We start from the raw sequence: 19,683 nt of genomic DNA on the forward strand, positions 1-19,683 counted from the left end.
GTTGCAACGGGAATAGCAACGCTTTATTCTCAAAGTACGAAAGTGATTTAGTGCATCAGTATGCATTGGATTAATAGTAACGATTAACGTGGTACGCTACTTTGTTAACTAAATCTTTTAAACTTTGTTTCACTTTATCAGTGTTGCCATTGTTTTTTTGTGTCCCCGCTTCGGCTACCTCTAGCTGGCACACGCTTCATCAGCCCACGTTTTACACGCCTGTAGCCAAGACTTCATTGATTGACGGCCCAATACTATCTGTATTGGAAACTAACGACGGATTTAAATGGATTGTTGATTCCAAAGGGTTATGGCGATGGGATTCCCAGTCTTTAAAATCGGTGTCATTTGAAAATAAGCAAAGCGATACGCCTTCGCCGCAAATTCAAGCCACCTTTGTTACCAAAAGCGGTGAAGTATGGGTAGGTACTCAACAAGGCCTTTACCGTTTAAATCAAGAAAAACTACAACTCAATGCATATGAGGAAAGTTTACTTTCGGATGTATCGATACTTAACCTCAACATAACCTCTATTGCCAACAATAAGATTTTCACGTTTGCATCAGATAGATCGTTGTTTATTTTCAATGATAAAACGAAAAAACTATCGGGATTCGAACTACCAGATAGAGCGAGGATCCATGCACTTCATGTAGATAGCAAGCACCAATTATGGGTAGGGTCTGGACAAGGGCTGTTTCAGTTTCCGCTCGTTGATATCGTAAGTAGCGGCGTTGAACATTCTCCACTACGAGTAGAAGTGGGTAGTTATAAAAAACCTCGTATCAGTAGTATTCTTTCGACCGCTTCAGGCTACCTCGTTGTGGGCACCGCCGACAAAGGTTTGTTTGTTCAAAATGAGGATGCACCATTTCGCCAATTAGCGATGGGGACCTCGACATTGCCTTGGCTTTTCACTATGAGCGAAATAAAACCTGATTTGCTGCTGCTTGGCACCTTTGGGCAAGGGTTGATAGAGGTGAATATTAATACTCATGAAACCCGCCAGTTTTCGCACAACCCACTTCAACCATCTTCGCTTGCTGACGACAATATTTGGTCTACCTTTGCCGATAGCAAAGGATTAGTGTGGATTGGCGCTGGGCACACGCTAAATATTTTCGATGCGAATAACCAATCGATAATTAATATATTCGGTGGTGCAAATATTGATAAAAGCTTGAGTTACCGAAAAGTACACGCGGTACAGTCCCACCATGGCGAACTGTTCGTAGGCTCTGGTAATGCCGGCATCGAAATCCTGTCACCAGTAAATGGCAAAATAGAACAGCTCTGGGAAACATCAGAAAACCCCGTTGAAACCTTGCATGTAGCTAAAAATGGTGACGTATATGCGTCAAGCAACTTTGCATCAGTGGAACTTGACTCTGCCACTAAGCAAGCCCTACCGTTAGCAGTATCAACACGTCATCCTTCAACATTTACCACTGCCTTTTTATCGACAGAGACGAGTTTATGGCTAGGCGGCACAGACGGTTTATGGGTGCAGCACAACGCTATAGAAAAACAAATCGAATTTGCTGACAGTATCGCAGAGCGGCGTATTGCGTCGTTAGCAATTGATGAAAATCGCTTATGGATTGGTACATGGCAAGGATTGGTCAAAGGTGACATTCAAATAGGTGAAACTATCGACTTGGCTACAAATTACATTGCTCACCCCATATTAAAACAACAATATATATCTAGCTTATTCGTTGACGATAATGGTTACCTTTGGGTCGGTACAGGCTCTGCAGGTTTATTTGTTAAACCTACATACGCAGACTGGACTCAAATTGAGAGCATTAGTGGTTTGCCAGGCAATAATATTGCTGCTATCGCAGGAGAAAGTGAAGATCATATTTGGGTGAGTACTACCCAAGGCATTGCCGCAATAAACCGCCATTCATTTGCTGTTAGCTGGGCAGTCGCTGCACCAAGCGTGGTGAATGCCCCTTATGCACCTTCAGCAGCTACAATAACAAATGAGAATGACATTGTTTTTGGCGGCATTAACGGCTTAACCATTATTGATAGTGATAACTTCACATTTTCGAAGCCGCCTGTACCAGTCGTGCTCACGGATATTACTTTGGTTCACCATGACGATACAATCGAATCGCTGGGGCAAGCCGCGACTGATTTAACCTTTCCTCCACTGACAAAACGAATAACCTTCGAATTTGCGGCACTTGATTATCTTACCCCTGAACATACTCACTATCGTTATCGTGTAATAGGGTTAGATGGAAACTGGATTCAGGCAAATGCTGAGCAACGTTTAGCGGTCATTACGATGCCGCAACCTGGCGACTATACTCTGCAAATTGAGTATTCTTACGATGGGGTAACGTGGGAAAAGAATGCATTGCATCGTAAGTTACTTGTTATGCCAGCGTGGTATCAAACCGCGCTAGCAAAATTTGTCGCTATCTTATGTTTATGTGTCGCTGTGTATATAGGTCACTTACTAGGGGTAAAGCATCACAGACACCGTCAAGCATTTCTAAAAAAGCTCGTGAATGCGAGAACTACTGAATTATCGATAGCTAATAAGCAACTCAGTGAACAGGCCGCAGCGCTTAAAGAGGCCAGTTTGACTGACCCGCTAACTGGGTTACACAACAGGCGCTATCTAACACAACATATTGAGCGCGATATTGCCCTAGTGCAGCGTTATTACGCCAACTGCGATCAAAGGTACACCGAGCCTAAAAACCATTACGACATACTGTTTTTCGTTATCGATTTAGACCACTTTAAAAATATCAACGACACTTATGGTCATCAGGCAGGTGACAAGGTTTTAGTTGAAACCCAAAAGCGCTTAAAGCGTATATTCCGTGAGACTGATTATCTCATTCGCTGGGGCGGTGAGGAATTTTTAGTCGTCGTCCACAACACACCTAGAGAAGAAGCGTGTGTGTTGGCAGAGCGAGCGGTAGATATAGTGGGTTCGATTGAATTTCAACTTTCAGAAGAAACACGTAAGCATGTCACCTGTTCAATTGGCTATGCTGCTTATCCACTTTCTCAGCAGCATTACGATATTTTTGATTGGCAAACCACAATAGGGCTTGCTGATACCGCGCTTTATGGCGCGAAAAATAACTGTCGTAATACCTGGATGGGCTTAACATCGATTCCACCAAGCACTGACCGTAAGGCGCTAGAAAAAGTTGCCAAGGTTCCTTCATCTATTTTTACATACGCCCAAGTTCAACAACCCAATAGCGCTAAGCTATAAAGAACATCAGGCGAGTTTAATGAACATAAAATAGTAATAACCAACGAAATAGCCCCCGCTCGTTGGACTTTCCAACTGCGGGGGCTTTTATTAAAAACACATGTCTATATTACGACTAGCTGTTTCTTTCTTGCTTGTCATCTCGGTCGCCGCGTTCACCACGCTTGCCACGCTTTTCTTTCATCGATTCGAACTTTTCTAGCTGCTCGTCAGTTAGAATTTCACTCACTTTCACACGTACATCGGCCATTTTAAGAAAACGTGCTTTCGCTTTTTCGGCTTTTAGGTTTGCAAGCTCGTTTAAGTCTTGCTCGTAATTAGCGTCTGACGGATCGAGCGCCTTAAATTTTGCTCTAAATGAGTCTTCGCTGCCTTTCTCTGGGCGATTTGCTTTGCGCTCAGCTTTAAGTTCGGCTTTCAACGCTTTTAGGGCGTCTTGCTGCTCGTCAGTTAAATCTAGCACTTTCGTCATTTTGTGAATGGGAAAGAAGTCAGGACCTTTACGGTCATCAGAATGTTTACCACCTGCATAAGCAGTAGTGGCGATACATGCACTCAATAAAACACCGGCAATTAATTTTTTCATCTTAATATTCCTACTTGTTTTGGTCATGATGCTGCATGACATGGGGGAAACGTTTTGTTTCATCAGTTTTGTTTCATCAACGGGGCTAAGTATGCATAAACGATTCGATAAGTAGGGTTAAGCTAGTGTAAAGTTCAGTAAAGTTGAAAAGTCCTCAAAATAAAACGGTTAATCTCTATTTTATGGAAAATGAAAAATACAAAATCTTACTGGTAGATGACGACGCAGAACTCTGCGCGCTACTGAGTGAATTCCTGCAGACCGACGGCTTTGCAGTTGAAACCTTAAATAGTGGCGATGCCGCCGTTGCCCGCTTATTACAAAGCGATGAATTCGATACGGTCGTTTTAGACATTATGATGCCCGGCATGTCGGGCCTTGATGTGCTGCGCAATGTGCGCGCAAAAAAACAGACTCCTATTCTTATGCTAACCGGTCGTGGTGACGACATAGACAGAATTCTTGGCTTAGAAATGGGTGCCGATGATTACCTAGCAAAGCCTTGTAACCCGCGGGAACTTGGCGCGCGTATTCGCGCCATTATTCGCCGCACCCAAAATGGCAATGCGCCAACCCAAGCGGTTGTGCATGCTGAACTCCACGGCATTGTGCTGGATAGCGGCGCTAGAACGGCGCTTGTTGGCAACTCCCCTTTGCCCCTAACGGGCGCAGAGTTCAACGCGTTAAGCTTATTAATGGAACGCGTAGGGCAAACCATCACAAAGCAAGAAATGACAGAAGAAGTACTTAACCGGCCACTTGAAGCCTACGACCGCGCCATGGATGTGCACGTAAGCCGAATACGTCAAAAGCTGAGTGCGGTGGGTATAAACGATGTGATTAAATCGGTTCGTGGTGTGGGCTATCAAATGCTTACTTCACCTGCACAAAACTAAGGCATAGCATGAAGCGTTCAGAGGTTTGGCATTCAATAAAGCATGCGTTTGGGTTCAAACGCCTGTTCTGGCGAATATTTCTTACTTTCTGGTTAGCTAGCTTATTAGTCATGACTGCCACAGGGTATGTGCTAGTCAGCAAATACACGTCTGATGAATACAACCAGCGATATTTTAATGGCGTAGTTAGCCAAGCCGAGCGCATTGTATGGCGTTACGAACAAGACCTTGCAAACGGTAATGTCCCTAAAGGGAAGATAAAAGATTGGATAAGTCATAATGTTAGACATCGTAGCGATCTTATTGCTATGCAAATATCGGATAACACGGGTAGAACCATTTACCACTATCGTATGAACAAGGTGCCCCAAAGGGATCGGACGGTAAAATTAGTGTATGGCCTATCTGCACTGCCCTATCGAGTAGAAACCCGACTGCCAGAAGCGCCTCGCATCTATAAACAAGTACTTTACCGGTTTCAATCTTTGCAGTTCGTTTTTATCTTTATTGCCTCAGCCATTGTTAGTGCACTGTTAAGTTGGGGCATTGTACGCCCTATTAACTACCTAGGCGCGTTTAGTCGCCGTTATGCCAACCAACAAGAAGTTGCTACGCCACCTAAAGCCATTATGGCTCGTGGTGATGAACTAGGCGATTTAGCCGCTGATATTAGCTTTATGGTCAACAAAACCCATCAAGCAGCTACTAATCAGCAACAACTGTTGCATGATGTATCCCATGAACTTCGCGCACCACTGGCTCGTTTGCAAGCATCGGCAGCCATTATTGAGCAGCACACGCCTGATAGTCGCCATGTAAAACAAATTCATAATGATTGCGTTCGTATGGATGCACTTATTCAACAAATATTGGATTATTCAAAGTTAGAAAAAGGTAACCCTACCCCAGAAGTTTGCGATATCAACGCCTTATGCGAACGTATCGCCGACGATATGGCTGTGCACTACCCGGGCATTCCACTAAATCTTAACTGCGAGCCCAATGTTATCATTACAGGTTATGCAGAAGCTCTTCATCAGGCACTGGAAAATATCATCGGTAATGCCTGTAAATATTCATCTCGCGGTGAATTGGTTGAGATGAGCACGGAGAAACGGAATAACACTGCTGTAATCACCGTGCGCGACCATGGGCCTGGCGTTGATAGTGACGAAATCGAAAAGTTGCTTCAACCTTTCTACCGTGCAGGTAACCAAATGCACACCTCAGGGTTCGGGTTAGGGCTCAGTATTGCGAAAAAAGCCATTGAAAAACATGGTGGAAGATTACAAATGACTAGCCCTGCTGATGGCGGTTTAAGCGTGCAGATAGTACTACCGTTAAATCAATAACCCTGCGTGAATTAACCGCTAACCATTTTATATTAATCGTCGATACCAGCCTGAAAGTTAGGCATATAACCTGCTTAGTTATATTGATTAAGTAACTTGCTCATCGTGTTTCCCAATGCAAATAGCCTGCGTTGGATGCTTGAAATACAAGTACGAAAACACTGAGTAAATAATACGTTTCTAGTTAACAGCGTGTTTTATTACAGGTAGGATGATGATGAACAAAACAAGGATTGCGTTAATTGGCGGCGGCCCCAGCGCCCTTTCTATTCTTAAAAAAGCGTTAAGCTTTTTTAGCAAGCAGCTTGCTGATGGTGAGAGCTTTGATGTCGAGAACTCTGATGCCAATAACTCTGATGGCAGAGTATCTCCTCACTTAATCTTCGATATCTTTGAGCGCAACACCGCGCTAGGTAAAGGCATGCCCTATAGTAAAGATGGGGCGTCGTGGGAACATATTACCAATATTTCATCCGATGAACTGGCACCGTTTGATGAAACCTTACTTGAATGGTTGCGCCAGCAAAGCCCCGAGTACCTCGCAAAATATCACATTTGTAAAGCGAATCTTCATGAAAAACACGTGGTACCACGGCTGCTATTTGGTGAATATCTACAGGCACAGTTTTCCGCACTAATTGGCAAATGCCGTACAGCAGGGATAATGGTTAACGTGCACCTACAGTGCAACGTTTTGGACATTAAACCCAGCACTGAGGATGAGAACAGCCCTGAGCGCATAAATAGCCTTGAGCCTCAAGACGGCGATAACCATTCAGGCATCAACATTTTGACTAACAGTGGATGGGTGACAGGGTTTGATAACGTGGTGGTGTGCACTGGCCACGTTTGGCCCAAGACTCACGAAGGTAAAGTAAAAGGGTATTTCGACTCTCCCTACCCGCCCACCAAGTTGCAGCGAAAATACAACCATACCATAGCGATTAAAGGCAGTTCCCTCACCGCTATTGATGCAATTCGAACGCTAAGCGAGGCTAATGGCGAGTTTTATCAAACTGATAACCAATTGCAGTATCGTTTATTCGACGACGTTCCGAATTTTAAAATAGTCATGCATTCGTTAGAGGGCTTATTACCCAATATCCGCTTTCACTTGGACGATCCGCTGGTATCTGATGAAGGCATGTTAAGCGAACAAGAAATTGTTCAACATAGGGCCGATAATGACGGTTTCTTAAGTTTAGATTTTATCTTTGAGCACAATTTCAAAAGAACTTTGAAAAAACTAGACGCAGATTTTTATCAAAAAATAGCGAACAAAAATATAGAAGCGTTTTGCCAATGGATGCTTGAGTCGCGTAAAGCGTATGCCCCCTTCACCTTGTTTAAAATTGAGTATCTGCAAGCTGAACAGTCGATTAAACAAGAAAGTACATTGCAATGGAAAGAAGCCATCGCGCTGCTGAGCTTCACCATTAACCACCCAGCTAAATACTTTAGTGCAGAAGATACCCTACGATTACGCAACCATCTTTTACCGATTATTGGCCTTATGATTGCGAACATTCCACAGTCATCCGCGGCACAATTGCTTGCCCTACACGATAGTGGCGTACTCGATATTATTGCGGTAGATAGCAGCAGCCACCTTGAAATTGAAGACGACTGTGATTTTCATTTTTCTTATACGGACAGCGATAACAAGCCGGTCGTAAACACATATAAAACCTTTATCGATTGCACGGGACAGAAGTCGCTGCCAATAGACGCATTTCCCTTTAAATCTATGTTTAAAGATGCCGAGCCATTAGTGGCTAAGGTACGGTTTAAAGATAAACATCAAGGTAAACAACATTTAAAAGAAAACCCCAAAAGCGTGTGCATAGGTTCTGACGATGAATACTATTTAGAAACAGGTGGTTTTGCTATTAACGATGACTTTCAACCAATGTTAGCTAACGGTAGTCTGAATGAGCGCTACTTTGTTATGGCGGTACCGTATATTAGTGGGTTCAACCCAGACTATTCAGGTTTCGATTTTTGCGACCAAGTCGCCGAGTTAATAGTAAATAAACTCAAGTGAGTCAATAAAACTGTGCACTACCAATGCTAGAGTGGCGTATCATTTGGGTGTGAGAAATCTATTTTTAAGTGATTACCGTATTGGTCTTAGACGCACTATTAGAACGTGCTTTAAAAGGATATAAAAATGAAAAAAATAATAGCCGTGTTAGTCGCGGTAGCTGGACTAGGCGCATGTACCGACAATGAGGTTGGAGATGTGTCGTTGGGTGTATTCACCACAAAAGATATTAAATTAGATGCCATGCAAGACCCTATCGTGACAGGCGTAACTTGCCACATCTCTAGCATTGAAGCGAACTTAGATGTGTCTGATCCTTCCGATAGCTCTATAGCCTGTCGTCAAACCGGTGAAATTACTGCGCAGATGCTGCGAGATATCGACAAGTCAGATTCAGGCGACATTATTTTTAGAAAATCGAAAAGCATTTTCTTTAAGAACATGAAAGTGAGACGCATATTCGACGCTAAGTCACAAACCCTGATGTATCTTTCGTATTCCACAAAAGAAACATCGGGAAGTTATAAACATAGCCTATCGACAGTGCCTTTATGGGGAACAGCGGCTTACGGTGTGATTGTTTCCGAAGACTGACATCCGAAGACTAGCTTCCGAAGATTAACTTTCGAGAATTAACCGCCGAAGGCTAGCTAGGACTTAGTTTAGTTTTAATCTAGGATTGAAACCCGTGGTACGTGACGAACTCTTCATTGTCGGCACGTACCGACCTTACCTCGTTAGCAGCAAAGTTTTCATCGGGGTACCCTAATGCGATACAAATCATAATAGCTTCAGAGTCAGGAATTTGTGCATGCTTGTGTACAACATCTGACTGCATAATACCTTGGCCGTTAATCACGCAACCAAGACCTAAATCCCATGCCGCTAATACAATGCCATAAGCCAAAGAACCTAACCCAAATTGCGTGATGCCCGCTGGCTCTAGAGCTTTATCATAGGTCAGTACTAGCGATACCGGCGCATCGAACTGCCTAAAACCACGCATCATCCAATCCATGCGTTTTTCTTTATCTTCTCTGGCTATACCCATTACATCAAATAACTGCATTGCAACATCACGCTGGCGTTGTTTATGTACGCCGTCATAATCTTCCTTGTAAGGAAAGTCTCTTACGTAAGGCGTTCCCGCTAACGTTCTCTGGGTATTACCTTCGCGAATTTTATCAAGCACATCACCCGATACCGCATGAATTTTCCACGTTTGGGTGTTGTAAGATGAAGGGGCCCACTTTGCTGCGTTAATAATGGCATCCACAGTTTCTTTAGTGACAGCTTGTTTTGTAAAACCACGTACGCTTTTACGTGATGCAGCAAATTCAGCAAAGTTCATACTTACTACCTATCTTAGTCATTACTCTCAATTGTTAAAATAGAGTAAACACAGCCAGATAGGTATGCAATAAGCACCAACCAAATAATGGATTGTTTGTTTTTATAGATATGTATTCGGGGTAACGTCTGGGGTACTGATAATGACGTTAACAACACCCCAAGAGTAGTTTTACTGGTATGGACTAACCATCAGAAGTGATAGTCTCAATTATCTCGTCTAGAACGGCTTCCGCTCTGCTGGTTTCGACTTGGCACGTACCAGCGTTTAAATGACCGCCACCGCCGTACTTAAGGCATAGTTCACCTACGTTGGTGTTTGAAGTACGATTAGTGATTGATTTGCCAATAGCGAACACAACATTTTGCTTCTTAAGGCCCCACATTTTGTGAATGGAGATATTGCAATCGGAGTACATGGCATAAATCACAAAACGATTAGTCGCGTAAATGGTTTCTTCTTCTGTTAAATCAAGCACCACAAGGTTCTTATGAACGGTTGCACATTTAGCCAATTGCACTTTCGCTAACTCATTGTGCTCGTGATACAAAGCAACACGCTCGGCAACATCTTCCATTTCCAGAATTTCTTCAATACTTTTATCTTTACAAGCATCAATTAATTTCATCATTAACTGATAATTAGAAATTTTAAAATCACGGAAGCGACCTAAACCAGTACGGGCATCCATGATGAAGTTCATCAATACCCAATCGGTTGGCTCTAGTATTTCTTCTTCAGAGAATTGTGCTGCATCACCCTTATCTACGGCATCCATCATATCAAGGGAGATATCAGGAAATTTTTCTGCACCGCCATAATAGTCGTATACCACACGCGCAGCAGAAGGTGCCTCAGGATCGATTACATGATTTTTAATATCACTCGCGTTTCGAACTGTTTCACTCAGATGGTGATCGAATGCGATATGACAACCCGCCACATAAGGAAGGTTAGTAGTTATATCATTTTCGGTAATATCTATTTTGCCATCCTGCATATCTTTAGGATGTACAAATAAAATATCATCGATGAGATCTAAGTCTTTCAAAAGAACGGCACAAACTAATCCATCAAAGTCGCTTCGAGTAACTAGTCTAAATTTATTATCGGGCATGTGGTTTCCATCTCTCCATTAGGCTGCTGCTTTTAGTGTAACAGCTAAAATGAAGTTTAGCGTAATACCATAACAGTACAATTCTCCCTTTGTAGAAGCGCTTTAAATCGAACCTAAAATGCATTAGCATTACCCACCTACATTGCGTTAATTGTTGAAAGCTTTTGCTAACTAGTAGCGTTAATTAGCAGTTGTTTGATTAAACAAACGCTCCCTGGATCAGCAGACAGGGCATAACTGAGCTGGCATCTTTAATTTAATTATTTTATGGAGCCAAGTTATGCCTGAATTATCGCCCTTAGATAAACCTCAAGTTAAGTCTAGATCTAAAAGCCTTTGGATTAAAAACCCGCAAGCCGTTTTTACGGGAAATGATCTCGATGCCGCCGGTGGCATTGTGGTGCAAGGCAGCAAAATAGTAGAGCTTGTGAGTGCTGGTCAAACTCCTATAACCCCTATTGATGAAACAGAAGATGCATCTCAGTTAGTTATGCTTCCTGGGCTTATTAATACTCACCATCATTTTTACCAAACACTTACCCGTGCTTGGGCGCCTGTGGTTAATCAGCCGCTATTTCCATGGCTTAAAACCTTATATCCAGTATGGGCAAAGCTTACCCCTAATGCATTGTCGCTAGCCTGCGATGTGGCGTTAGCTGAACTGTTACTGTCTGGATGCACCACCACTACCGATCATCATTATTTATTCCCTACCGGCATGGAAGATGCCATAGACGTGCAAGTAGATTCGGTAAAACGTATGGGTATGCGCGCCCTACTTACGCGAGGTTCAATGAGCTTGGGTGAAGATGAGGGCGGGCTACCTCCACGCCACACCGTTCAAAGTGGTGATGCAATACTAAAAGACAGCCAACGGCTAATAGATACCTACCACGAACGTGGTGACGGCGCGTGGATGCAAATAGCCTTGGCACCCTGCTCTCCTTTCTCGGTTACCCGAGAAATAATGGCCGACAGCGCGCAACTGGCAAAAGACGAAGACGTGCGTTTGCATACCCATTTAGCCGAAACTCTCGATGAAGAAGACTTCTGTTTGAAAATGTTTGGCATGCGCACCGTCGATTATTTAGAAAGTGTGGGCTGGCTAAGCGATAGAACCTGGTTGGCACATGGTATTCACTTTAACGAAGATGAAATTCGCCGCTTGGGCGCAGCGGGCACAGGCATTACCCATTGCCCTGTTTCTAATATGCGCTTAGCCTCTGGCATGTGCCCTACCCTCGAACTGATTGAAGCGGGTTCACCTATTGGATTAGGTGTCGATGGTTCAGCTTCAAACGATGCATCGAACATGATGTATGAAGCCCGCCAAGCACTTTACTTACAGCGCTTAAAGTATGGTGCAGCGAAAATCACCCCAGAGCTTATTTTGGGCTGGGCGACTAAGGGTTCTGCATCGCTTATTGGGCGAAGTGACATTGGCGAAATTGCTGTAGGGAAACAAGCCGACCTTGCCTTTTTCAAACTGGATGAGCTGCGCTTTAGTGGCAGTCACGACCCTATTTCTGCGCTGCTATTATGCGGTGCGGATAAAGCCGAACAGGTTATGATTGGTGGAAAATGGCGGGTAAAAGAAGGGCAAATTATTGGGTTAGATACCCAAACGCTCATGGCGCGCCACCGTGCAGTGGCGGCGCAACTCGTGAGTTAACTTAACTGGAAAAAAGTAACACAACAACTAGCCTGCTTGGCTAAGTATATCTTTATACTTAGCCAAATAAGCATCTACATCTACATTTGAACAAACCGACTGTGCTGGATAATCGGCCCACTCATCGATAGGAAAGCGCTTTTCTACAGTTTTTTGCATAGTATGGCCAATAGCAGGGCCTTCTGTGACAACACGAATTGGGCCATCTACAGTTTCAAATAGTTGCGGTGCTATCACCTGCATAATTGCTGATGAGTCGTGCACGTATATACCATCAACTTGGTCGGTCTGTTGATGGAAGTTCGCGTAAAAGCGGGTAATATCATAAATGAACGGCCCATATATAGGCGAACATTCAGCAAGGCTTGCCAAATAATCGTTACTCATTATCACCTTTTTAGTAACGTCTAGCCCCACTACAGTTACGGGCCAGTCAGCGGTAAGCACTTCGTCGGCGGCATGAGGGTCGCCAATAATATTCGCTTCGGCAAAGGGGGTAACGTTGCCTGTATTACCATGATAACCAAACGCGCCGCCCATGATCACCACACGTTTTACTAACTTGATAATTTCAGGGCATTTACGAAGCGCCAGTGCTAAATTCGTCATACGGCCAACAGCCACCAATGTAATCTCACCTGGGCTGGCTTTCACTTTTTCAATAATATAATCGTGAGCGGCAAGCGACACTTCACTTGGTAAGTCGGTTTCGTCTACCTCAATGTTGCCCAACCCGTTATCGCCATGAACAAAATCGGCTGGCTCGTCTACCGGAATGACGAGCGGCTCTTTTGCGCCCCGGGCAACATCGGCGCTTAAATTGAAGCGTTTTTTAAGATACAAAGCATTACGCGTGGCGGTGTCGATATTCGCATTACCAAAGCCGGTGGTAATGGCCACCAAATTAATATCAGCACTTGCTTGTGCAAACAAAATCGCCATCGCATCATCAATACCTGGGTCGGTATCAAAAATAATCTTTTCCATTTTTTATTCCTTAAGCGTGGGCGCGCAGCTCACGTTTCTCCAACAATAAACAAAGACCGAATACAAGCGCCACAAAGGTATAGCCTACCCATGTCATGATAATTGCGCTTTGAATGCCAAATAACTGCACTACCCAACCAGATAACATGGGCGCAATTGTGCTGCCTACGTTGCCACTGAATAATAAAAAAGTGACAAGCACCGCGGGCGCTGATACAAGCTGCTGGGAGCCAACAGATATTGCAATTTTATAAATACAGGTAGTGATAAAACCAAATAGATAACTGGTGAACAAAAACCACTCGACAGAAGATGCCAGCACAAATGTTAAGGTAATCAGGCTCGCCAAAACCGAAACCATCATCAATAACATGCGCTGAGGAACTTTGTTAACAAAAATAGCCGCGGTAATTAAACCAAATATAGACATGCCCCAATAATTTCCCACTGCTTGCGCCGAAACTTTTTCGCTTACCCCAAATGCATGTTGTAAGTAATTAGGTGACCAAGTTAAAAAAGTGGTTTGGGCAATTAAATAAGCACATACGCCCAACGCGATCAAACACACCCTAGGGGTTAATACGCTTTTAAATTGTGAGAATGCAGAGGCAGCATTGGTATCGTCCGCCTCTGTGGCAGGAAAGCGAACAAAAAATAACATTGCCCACAGAGCAAGTGCCAGCGCACCTACAGCCCCATAGCTATAAACCCAATCAAGTTGCACAGCAATAATCGCTGCCGCTAAAGAAGGGAAGATAAATCCTGCGGCGCTGAACGCGCAGTCGGTGGCTAAAAATGCCGACGCTCTTTTTGCTTCATGATAAATTTTCGATAAAATGACCGCCCCACCAGCAAGGCCGCAACCACAGCCAACTCCAAGACCCCAAAGCAATACGGCAAGGGGCCAATACGAAGTAGGCGCTACTACAACCAATACCAGCATGATCAACAAAAATAGCGTGTAGTTTGCAATCAGTACTTGCTTCAGTGAATGGCGAGCATACAAAAATAATGATGCGAATGTACCACACAGCGCGCCGCCAGTAAGCCATGAGAACACACTAACGGTGGCTGCTGGTGTGGCATTTAGCGAAGACGATACTGCATTCAAAATAATGCCAATTTGGGTAAGTAAACCCGACATTATCATGTAGCTAATGAACGCTATTGCGGTAAGGAAAACTCGATTCAATTCTAAAGCCTAGGTGTTAGTAGTACTCTTTTATACCTAGTTAAAACCGAAACAACAATGCCACCCACAAAAATATTGACCATTTAGTCAAAAAACAGCTTTATAGTGATACTACCTGACCTTGTTTCGCTAATATAAAGTTAAAGCCTAATGCGTTATCACTTTCTAATTCTTGCGTAATTACAGCGCGCGGTTCAGCCCCACTTTTTAAACTGTATTTAATATGGCTGATGATAATTTTCATGTTGGTAAGCTGCGCTTTATCTTCTACTAACCCGTGAAACTTGGTGAGTTCTTGCATCAACCATTTAGGTGTAAGGTGGCCGAATAACAGGTTATCTGGGCGTGAGTTATCGAACGACACTTCAATAGAAATACCGCGAAGGGTTTTATGCTGCATTTGCTGCGCGAGATAACGCCATACTGTATCTAGCTTTCCTTGCTTTTCTACTTCATCGGGCCCGGTATCACCAAAATACACAAACATATCGTTATTATGCTCAATCACAAATGCAGTGGACTCTAATGGATGGCTTAAGCTGAAGGGCGTTACCGTTAGTGCGGTATCTTTAATTTCTACCGTTTCTTGAGGCGCTAGGTCGATAACGTCGTACTTATTTAACATTGGCGCTATGCCACGGTTGGTGAAATTAGCCCATGCCTGCCAGTTAAAATAAGTATCGCTCATGGTTTGGTTTACAGACGAAAGCGCATAAATAGGCTTGCTACTGTCATCAGGGGAGGCAATCAATAATCCGGCAACGTGGTCGAGATGACCATGGCTAAGCAAGTAAGCTTTAACGTGATGATGCAGAATATTACCGTTTGGGTTTAACGCAGAATCTGGTGTGGTAGTTAAGCTATCAAACGCATTGTTTTGAAGCGCCACGTTAATACCATTCACTAATGACCCCGCGTCTAAACCAATGAAGTTTTCATCGTTTACACTGCGTAGTAAAAACGAACTTAAATTACCGTCTTCAATACCGCCCGTATCGCCTAAGGTAATAAGTTCGAACACCGGTGACATACTGCTATTCGTTTGTGTTTGAATGTCTTGTTGAGCTTGGGTGTGATTGGCTTGGGTGTGATGAGCCTGGCTTTGATTAAACTGACAGGCGCTCATTATCAAAATAAGCAGTAACGTACTTATGTATTTCACGTAATTTTCCAAATAAATTGTTTACCGTTAGCGAGTGGGCTATTTTAACATCGAGTTATTAAAGTGGGTTATCGCGCCCTTCTCACTACAAGGTTGAAAAGAAAGCTTGGCTTTCACTGACTATGCGCGCCGTTTCAACAGGGTCCGGCTTAGTAGTCCAGTCGTTCAGCTTGAAAGTCCCGCCTAAAATCATATAGTCGTTTCTAGAGAACATATACAGAACATCTGAACCGCCACCTACCGTTAAATAGTCGACGGCGGGGTCTGGCGGTAACAATACCAGCTGCCCTTTGGCGGGCATAATACCTTCATCGTTAAATAATGCTCTTGAGCCCAACCCTGTGCAATTAAAAACAATAGGCTCGGCAAGTGAATGTATGTCGTCTTTATCTTTAAAGTCACGAATTATAAACTCACCACCCGATAATCGAATATCGGTCACTAAGCGCCTTAAAAAGGTAGTGGTTTCTACCAACATAGTGGCAGATGATGTGCAGTAATCGGTTGGAAATGGGTGCTGCGCTGGCCCATACACGTGTGTGTAAGGGTAGTATTGCCTAAACGGTCCTTCACCATCTGGCTCTGTGTCTCCGGCGGTATATAATTCTTTCCATTGAATGCCGTAATCCTTGCCCACCATTTTCGCAAAAGTGCTGTGTGCGATTTTTGCTGCTTGCTGTAATTGGGTTTTAAACGTGCTGCTAGATACCAAGGGGTCGTGCACACTGTATGGCCCCCATTCTCCGCCCGCCACTTGCGACGTTGTAAAGCGCGGCATCGCTTTGGTGTACAAGGTCACTTTCCAACCCGCTTCTTGCAACAAACGGGCTGTGGTTAACCCCATTACTCCACAACCGATAATAGCCGCTTCTTTAGTTTCAGAATTAGCAACTTCATTCACTGCCAGTGCCGAAGAGCCCCAAGATAGGGAAATACCACCGCCTCCATGCCCGTAATTGTGCACCAAGGTTTTATTCCCGAATGCTTCACTTCGCACCACAAAACCTTCAGGCCTATAAGGTCGATGCCCCACAATTTCAGTCACGATATTATTGGCAGAAATTTTAGGTGCCACCATGGGCTTGCGGGAAAATGGGCGCTGAAACCCTTTGTTCGTTGTGGTTTTAGTTGGTGATGCAGTGCACGCGGCAAGTGATGCTGCTAATGTACCCGCGCCAATACCTTGCATAAACGCTCGGCGTTTTAGTGGTTTGTTCACCATGCCCATTCCTCAATTTGTTTTGTTCTGTTTTGTTCTGTTGTGTTCTGTTTTGTTTGATTTTTTCTCAGGCTTCAATGCGAGACACTAGGTCTATAGTGCAAAGTAAAATGGAAGAAAGCAAAACACTTGCCAAGGGCATTGATTTACAGTGAAAAATAAAATAAAGGAAAAAGAAATAGAGAAAAGTGAAATAGGAATCGATGAAATCAAAAACGATGAAGCAATATCGCTAAAACACGGGTTATCTCGAAGCGATAACCCGTGAACAAGCGTAAGTAGAGAATTAGTGATTAAGAACGGGCTGCTCTTCTTCAAGGTGCGTACTAAGAAACTCAATGAGTGCGTTGTAATATACCGCCGCATCATCAGGATCTGAAAAGCCGTGTCCCACGTCGTCCATCACCATCCACTTATGTTTTATACCATGGTCTTTCAATGCAAAATGCAAACGATAAGAATGCTCGATATCGACATTATTATCATCTGTGCCATGGGCAATAAAGACAGGCTTTGTGATACCTTTAAATTGATATAAAGGAGAGTATTTAAATAGCTCATCTTGCTGAGTTTTAGGGTCGCCCATTATCTCTGTCAGTGCTCGCATCATGCCATCCCTTTGGGCATCGCTTCGTTGGAACCGTAAAGCAAGATCGGTAACACCAGCAAAAGACGCTGCACACTTATAAAGCTGAGGGGAGCGAATAACACTGTACAAGGCTGAATAACCGCCGTAACTGCCTCCCACAATACACACTTGGTTCGCATTTACCTCGTAGTTATCTTTAGTGAAGGAGAGCGCTTGCTCAATATCATCTTCAATAAGCCGCCCCCACTGCTGAAGCCCCTGTTGTTTAAATGCCTTCCCATAACCAGCAGAGCCTCTGTAGTTAACTTGCAGTGTGGCAAAGCCTGCATCAACTAATACTTGTATATTGCCCGAATAATGACGGGAGTCACTTACGCCGATAGGGCCGCCATGAGGAATAACCACCAATGGAGGATTTTGGGTACTTGGCAGGGTTAAGAACGCTTCTAGCGTTACCCCATCTTCCGCTTCTAAGCGCAGTAGCTTTGTTTTACTAAGCGACTTATTGGAAAGCCAAGGATACAAATCAATAAGGTGACTGAAACTGTCAGTAGTTCGATTGTAATAGTAAGTTTGGCCCGGGTTCGCGCTGTCATCAGCCACGAAAATAATATTATTCCCCGACTTATCCATATCTACTGCATAAACCCCTTCGATTTTCGTTGATTTACTGAGCCTAGTGGTTAGCGCGTTGTAGTCGTCAGAAAAATAGACCTGCTTCGCCATGCCTTTTTCAATAAAAGACACACCGATGATATCTTTCGTTTCAGGATGCCTAATGGCAGCAGTTAAATCGTAAAATGGGTGCTCAAAAACAACCTCAGCAAATTGTTGAGATTCAATATCGAAGGTACGTAAATTGATTTTGTCGCTATTGTGATTGGTGAGCAAAAGTAGTTTTTCAGCATTACCGCCAACGACTTTAAGAACATCACCTTTTTTACTTTCCCACACAGACTTGTAACGGTATTTCTTGGGCTTGCTTCCTGTTCTTGCAAACAGCTCAGTGACGTCATCAACGGTTCTTGTGCCAGCTAATCGCCAACCTTTACTGTCAAAGACCCAATTGTGAAGTTTCGGCCCTGTTTTATTAAGTCGTAGTTTTCTACGAAAATTTGACTCAGAAATCTTTTCAGTAAGATCTAGCTTAAACAAGTCTATGTAATAATCGTAATCATCAGAGTGTTCATAACGAGCAAAAATAGCTTTGTTTGTCTGATTAGGCAATGTATCGACCCAATAACCATTTTGCGAAATATAGGAAAGTCTAAAAGCGGGGTTAGGCTGTTGACTTCTGTCTGCGAACTCAACAAGAACATAGCGATGGAAGCGGCCGTTAGAATGTTGCTTAAGTGAAAGAAAGCTATCTGAAAGCCACTTTAATTCATAAATTTTATTATGATGGGTTTCCCAACTCATTATCTTGTTTTTATGTTGAACTTGAAGTTGCTGACGCTCGAACGTTATTGGATCGTCCATAGTGCCCCTTTTCAAGTCGTAGATAATAAGGTCGTAGGTAGCTTCTTTAGGTTCAATAAATGCTACCGCTGTGCCTGAAGGGTTTATTGAAAATAATTTGTACTTAGACGCTTTGAAAAAGTCGCTTATGTTTTCACCATCGGCTTCTTTATCTTCAGCCTGAACTGGTTCGCACAGTAATACTAAGCTTGAAAGTAATGCCAAGAATATCAATTTAAAATGTGACATATTTTACTCCCCCCCTTTTAATGCGTGGGTGAGATAAAAGTCGATATAGTGATCGTTCGGATAAATACCGTTTACTACATCGAATTTGCCAATGTAACCTGGGTGATCTTGCTCAAGAATTTTGAGAATAATCGACGCTCTGTTTAGCTGTCTCACCTGAAGTCGGCTGCCCAGCTTTTCAATCATTAGTAGGCCAGTGTAGTTCAACACACCAGGCTTTACGGAAAAGGTTAAATTATCGTCAGATAAATCGTAATAAACCTTTAGTAAATTACCATTCTTTAAAGAACCGGTACGCTCGTATACTTCTGTCCACGAATAGGTACCTGCTGGCATTTTTATAACTTCGATATGTTGGGAGTAGTTTAATGGACCAAACGTATGTTTGTTTCCGAAGCTATTGCCTTTTAAAACAATGCTTTCTGAGTAGCCTTTAGAATACAGTGCAATGGCAACGTATCCTTCATCAGGCCCAAGGGGTTCTATTTCTGAAAATGCCTCAGCAGAAAATAAGGCAAGTATCGCTAGTAAAATAGCTTTCACGCAGTTCATTCCTTT

At 43.4% G+C, this 19,683-nt stretch carries 15 protein-coding genes; 6 read left to right on the forward strand and 9 right to left on the reverse strand.

Annotation, left to right across the window (positions count from 1 at the left end):
• The first annotated feature begins 149 nt into the window (after window positions 1-149).
• Window positions 150-3,251 (forward strand): ligand-binding sensor domain-containing diguanylate cyclase, encoded by a 3,102-nt coding sequence (locus AVL57_RS11935; RefSeq protein WP_138118191.1) that lies wholly within the window; start codon window positions 150-152, stop codon window positions 3,249-3,251.
• Between the two features lie 115 nt (window positions 3,252-3,366).
• On the opposite strand, the gene AVL57_RS11940 is transcribed toward AVL57_RS11935, so the two are convergent.
• Complete coding sequence (locus AVL57_RS11940; RefSeq protein ID WP_057791089.1) at window positions 3,367-3,837, reverse strand: Spy/CpxP family protein refolding chaperone; 471 nt, start codon at window positions 3,835-3,837, stop codon at window positions 3,367-3,369.
• A 182-nt stretch (window positions 3,838-4,019) separates the two neighbouring features.
• On the opposite strand from AVL57_RS11940, the gene AVL57_RS11945 reads away from it, so the two are divergent.
• The 4 genes from AVL57_RS11945 to AVL57_RS11960 all read left to right on the forward strand — a co-directional run bounded on the left by AVL57_RS11945 (window position 4,020) and on the right by AVL57_RS11960 (window position 8,723).
• Window positions 4,020-4,733 carry a response regulator transcription factor gene (locus tag AVL57_RS11945; protein ID WP_057791086.1) on the forward strand — a complete coding sequence of 238 codons (714 nt, stop codon included), beginning with the start codon at window positions 4,020-4,022 and terminating at the stop codon, window positions 4,731-4,733.
• Window positions 4,734-4,741: 8 nt separating this feature from the next.
• Window positions 4,742-6,085: a sensor histidine kinase gene (locus AVL57_RS11950; RefSeq protein ID WP_057791084.1), complete on the forward strand. Its 1,344-nt coding sequence runs from the start codon at window positions 4,742-4,744 to the stop codon at window positions 6,083-6,085.
• A 217-nt stretch (window positions 6,086-6,302) separates the two neighbouring features.
• Entirely contained in the window at window positions 6,303-8,129 is a 1,827-nt protein-coding gene (locus tag AVL57_RS11955) for an FAD/NAD(P)-binding protein (RefSeq protein WP_057796058.1), read from the forward strand.
• Window positions 8,130-8,255: 126 nt separating this feature from the next.
• Window positions 8,256-8,723 (forward strand): CreA family protein, encoded by a 468-nt coding sequence (locus AVL57_RS11960; RefSeq protein WP_057791082.1) that lies wholly within the window; start codon window positions 8,256-8,258, stop codon window positions 8,721-8,723.
• A gap of 79 nt (window positions 8,724-8,802) precedes the next feature.
• On the opposite strand, the gene AVL57_RS11965 is transcribed toward AVL57_RS11960, so the two are convergent.
• Window positions 8,803-9,480 carry a nitroreductase gene (locus tag AVL57_RS11965; RefSeq protein ID WP_057791080.1) on the reverse strand — a complete coding sequence of 226 codons (678 nt, stop codon included), beginning with the start codon at window positions 9,478-9,480 and terminating at the stop codon, window positions 8,803-8,805.
• Window positions 9,481-9,664: 184 nt separating this feature from the next.
• Window positions 9,665-10,597, reverse strand: a complete 933-nt coding sequence (locus AVL57_RS11970; protein ID WP_057791078.1) for a DHH family phosphoesterase — start codon at window positions 10,595-10,597, stop codon at window positions 9,665-9,667.
• A 280-nt stretch (window positions 10,598-10,877) separates the two neighbouring features.
• Here AVL57_RS11970 and AVL57_RS11975 point away from each other — a divergent pair, with 280 nt between their 5' ends.
• Window positions 10,878-12,269 (forward strand): 8-oxoguanine deaminase, encoded by a 1,392-nt coding sequence (locus AVL57_RS11975; RefSeq protein WP_057791075.1) that lies wholly within the window; start codon window positions 10,878-10,880, stop codon window positions 12,267-12,269.
• Between the two features lie 27 nt (window positions 12,270-12,296).
• Here AVL57_RS11975 and AVL57_RS11980 read toward each other — a convergent pair whose 3' ends face one another.
• From AVL57_RS11980 to AVL57_RS12005, 6 genes are all read right to left on the reverse strand, one after another.
• Window positions 12,297-13,256 (reverse strand): nucleoside hydrolase, encoded by a 960-nt coding sequence (locus AVL57_RS11980; protein WP_057791073.1) that lies wholly within the window; start codon window positions 13,254-13,256, stop codon window positions 12,297-12,299.
• A 10-nt stretch (window positions 13,257-13,266) separates the two neighbouring features.
• Window positions 13,267-14,448, reverse strand: a complete 1,182-nt coding sequence (gene tsgA, locus AVL57_RS11985) for an MFS transporter TsgA (RefSeq protein ID WP_197427677.1) — start codon at window positions 14,446-14,448, stop codon at window positions 13,267-13,269.
• A gap of 100 nt (window positions 14,449-14,548) precedes the next feature.
• Complete coding sequence (locus tag AVL57_RS11990; RefSeq protein ID WP_057791070.1) at window positions 14,549-15,610, reverse strand: MBL fold metallo-hydrolase; 1,062 nt, start codon at window positions 15,608-15,610, stop codon at window positions 14,549-14,551.
• 85 nt (window positions 15,611-15,695) lie between these two features.
• Window positions 15,696-16,832, reverse strand: coding sequence for an FAD-dependent oxidoreductase (locus AVL57_RS11995; RefSeq protein ID WP_057791068.1), 1,137 nt, complete (start codon window positions 16,830-16,832; stop codon window positions 15,696-15,698).
• Window positions 16,833-17,115: 283 nt separating this feature from the next.
• Entirely contained in the window at window positions 17,116-19,125 is a 2,010-nt protein-coding gene (locus AVL57_RS12000) for an alpha/beta hydrolase family protein (protein ID WP_057791066.1), read from the reverse strand.
• Between the two features lie 3 nt (window positions 19,126-19,128).
• Window positions 19,129-19,668, reverse strand: a complete 540-nt coding sequence (locus AVL57_RS12005) for a hypothetical protein (protein WP_057791064.1) — start codon at window positions 19,666-19,668, stop codon at window positions 19,129-19,131.
• Window positions 19,669-19,683: the final 15 nt, after the last annotated feature.

Source organism: Alteromonas stellipolaris, assembly GCF_001562115.1.
Taxonomy (GTDB): Bacteria; Pseudomonadota; Gammaproteobacteria; order Enterobacterales; family Alteromonadaceae; genus Alteromonas; species Alteromonas stellipolaris.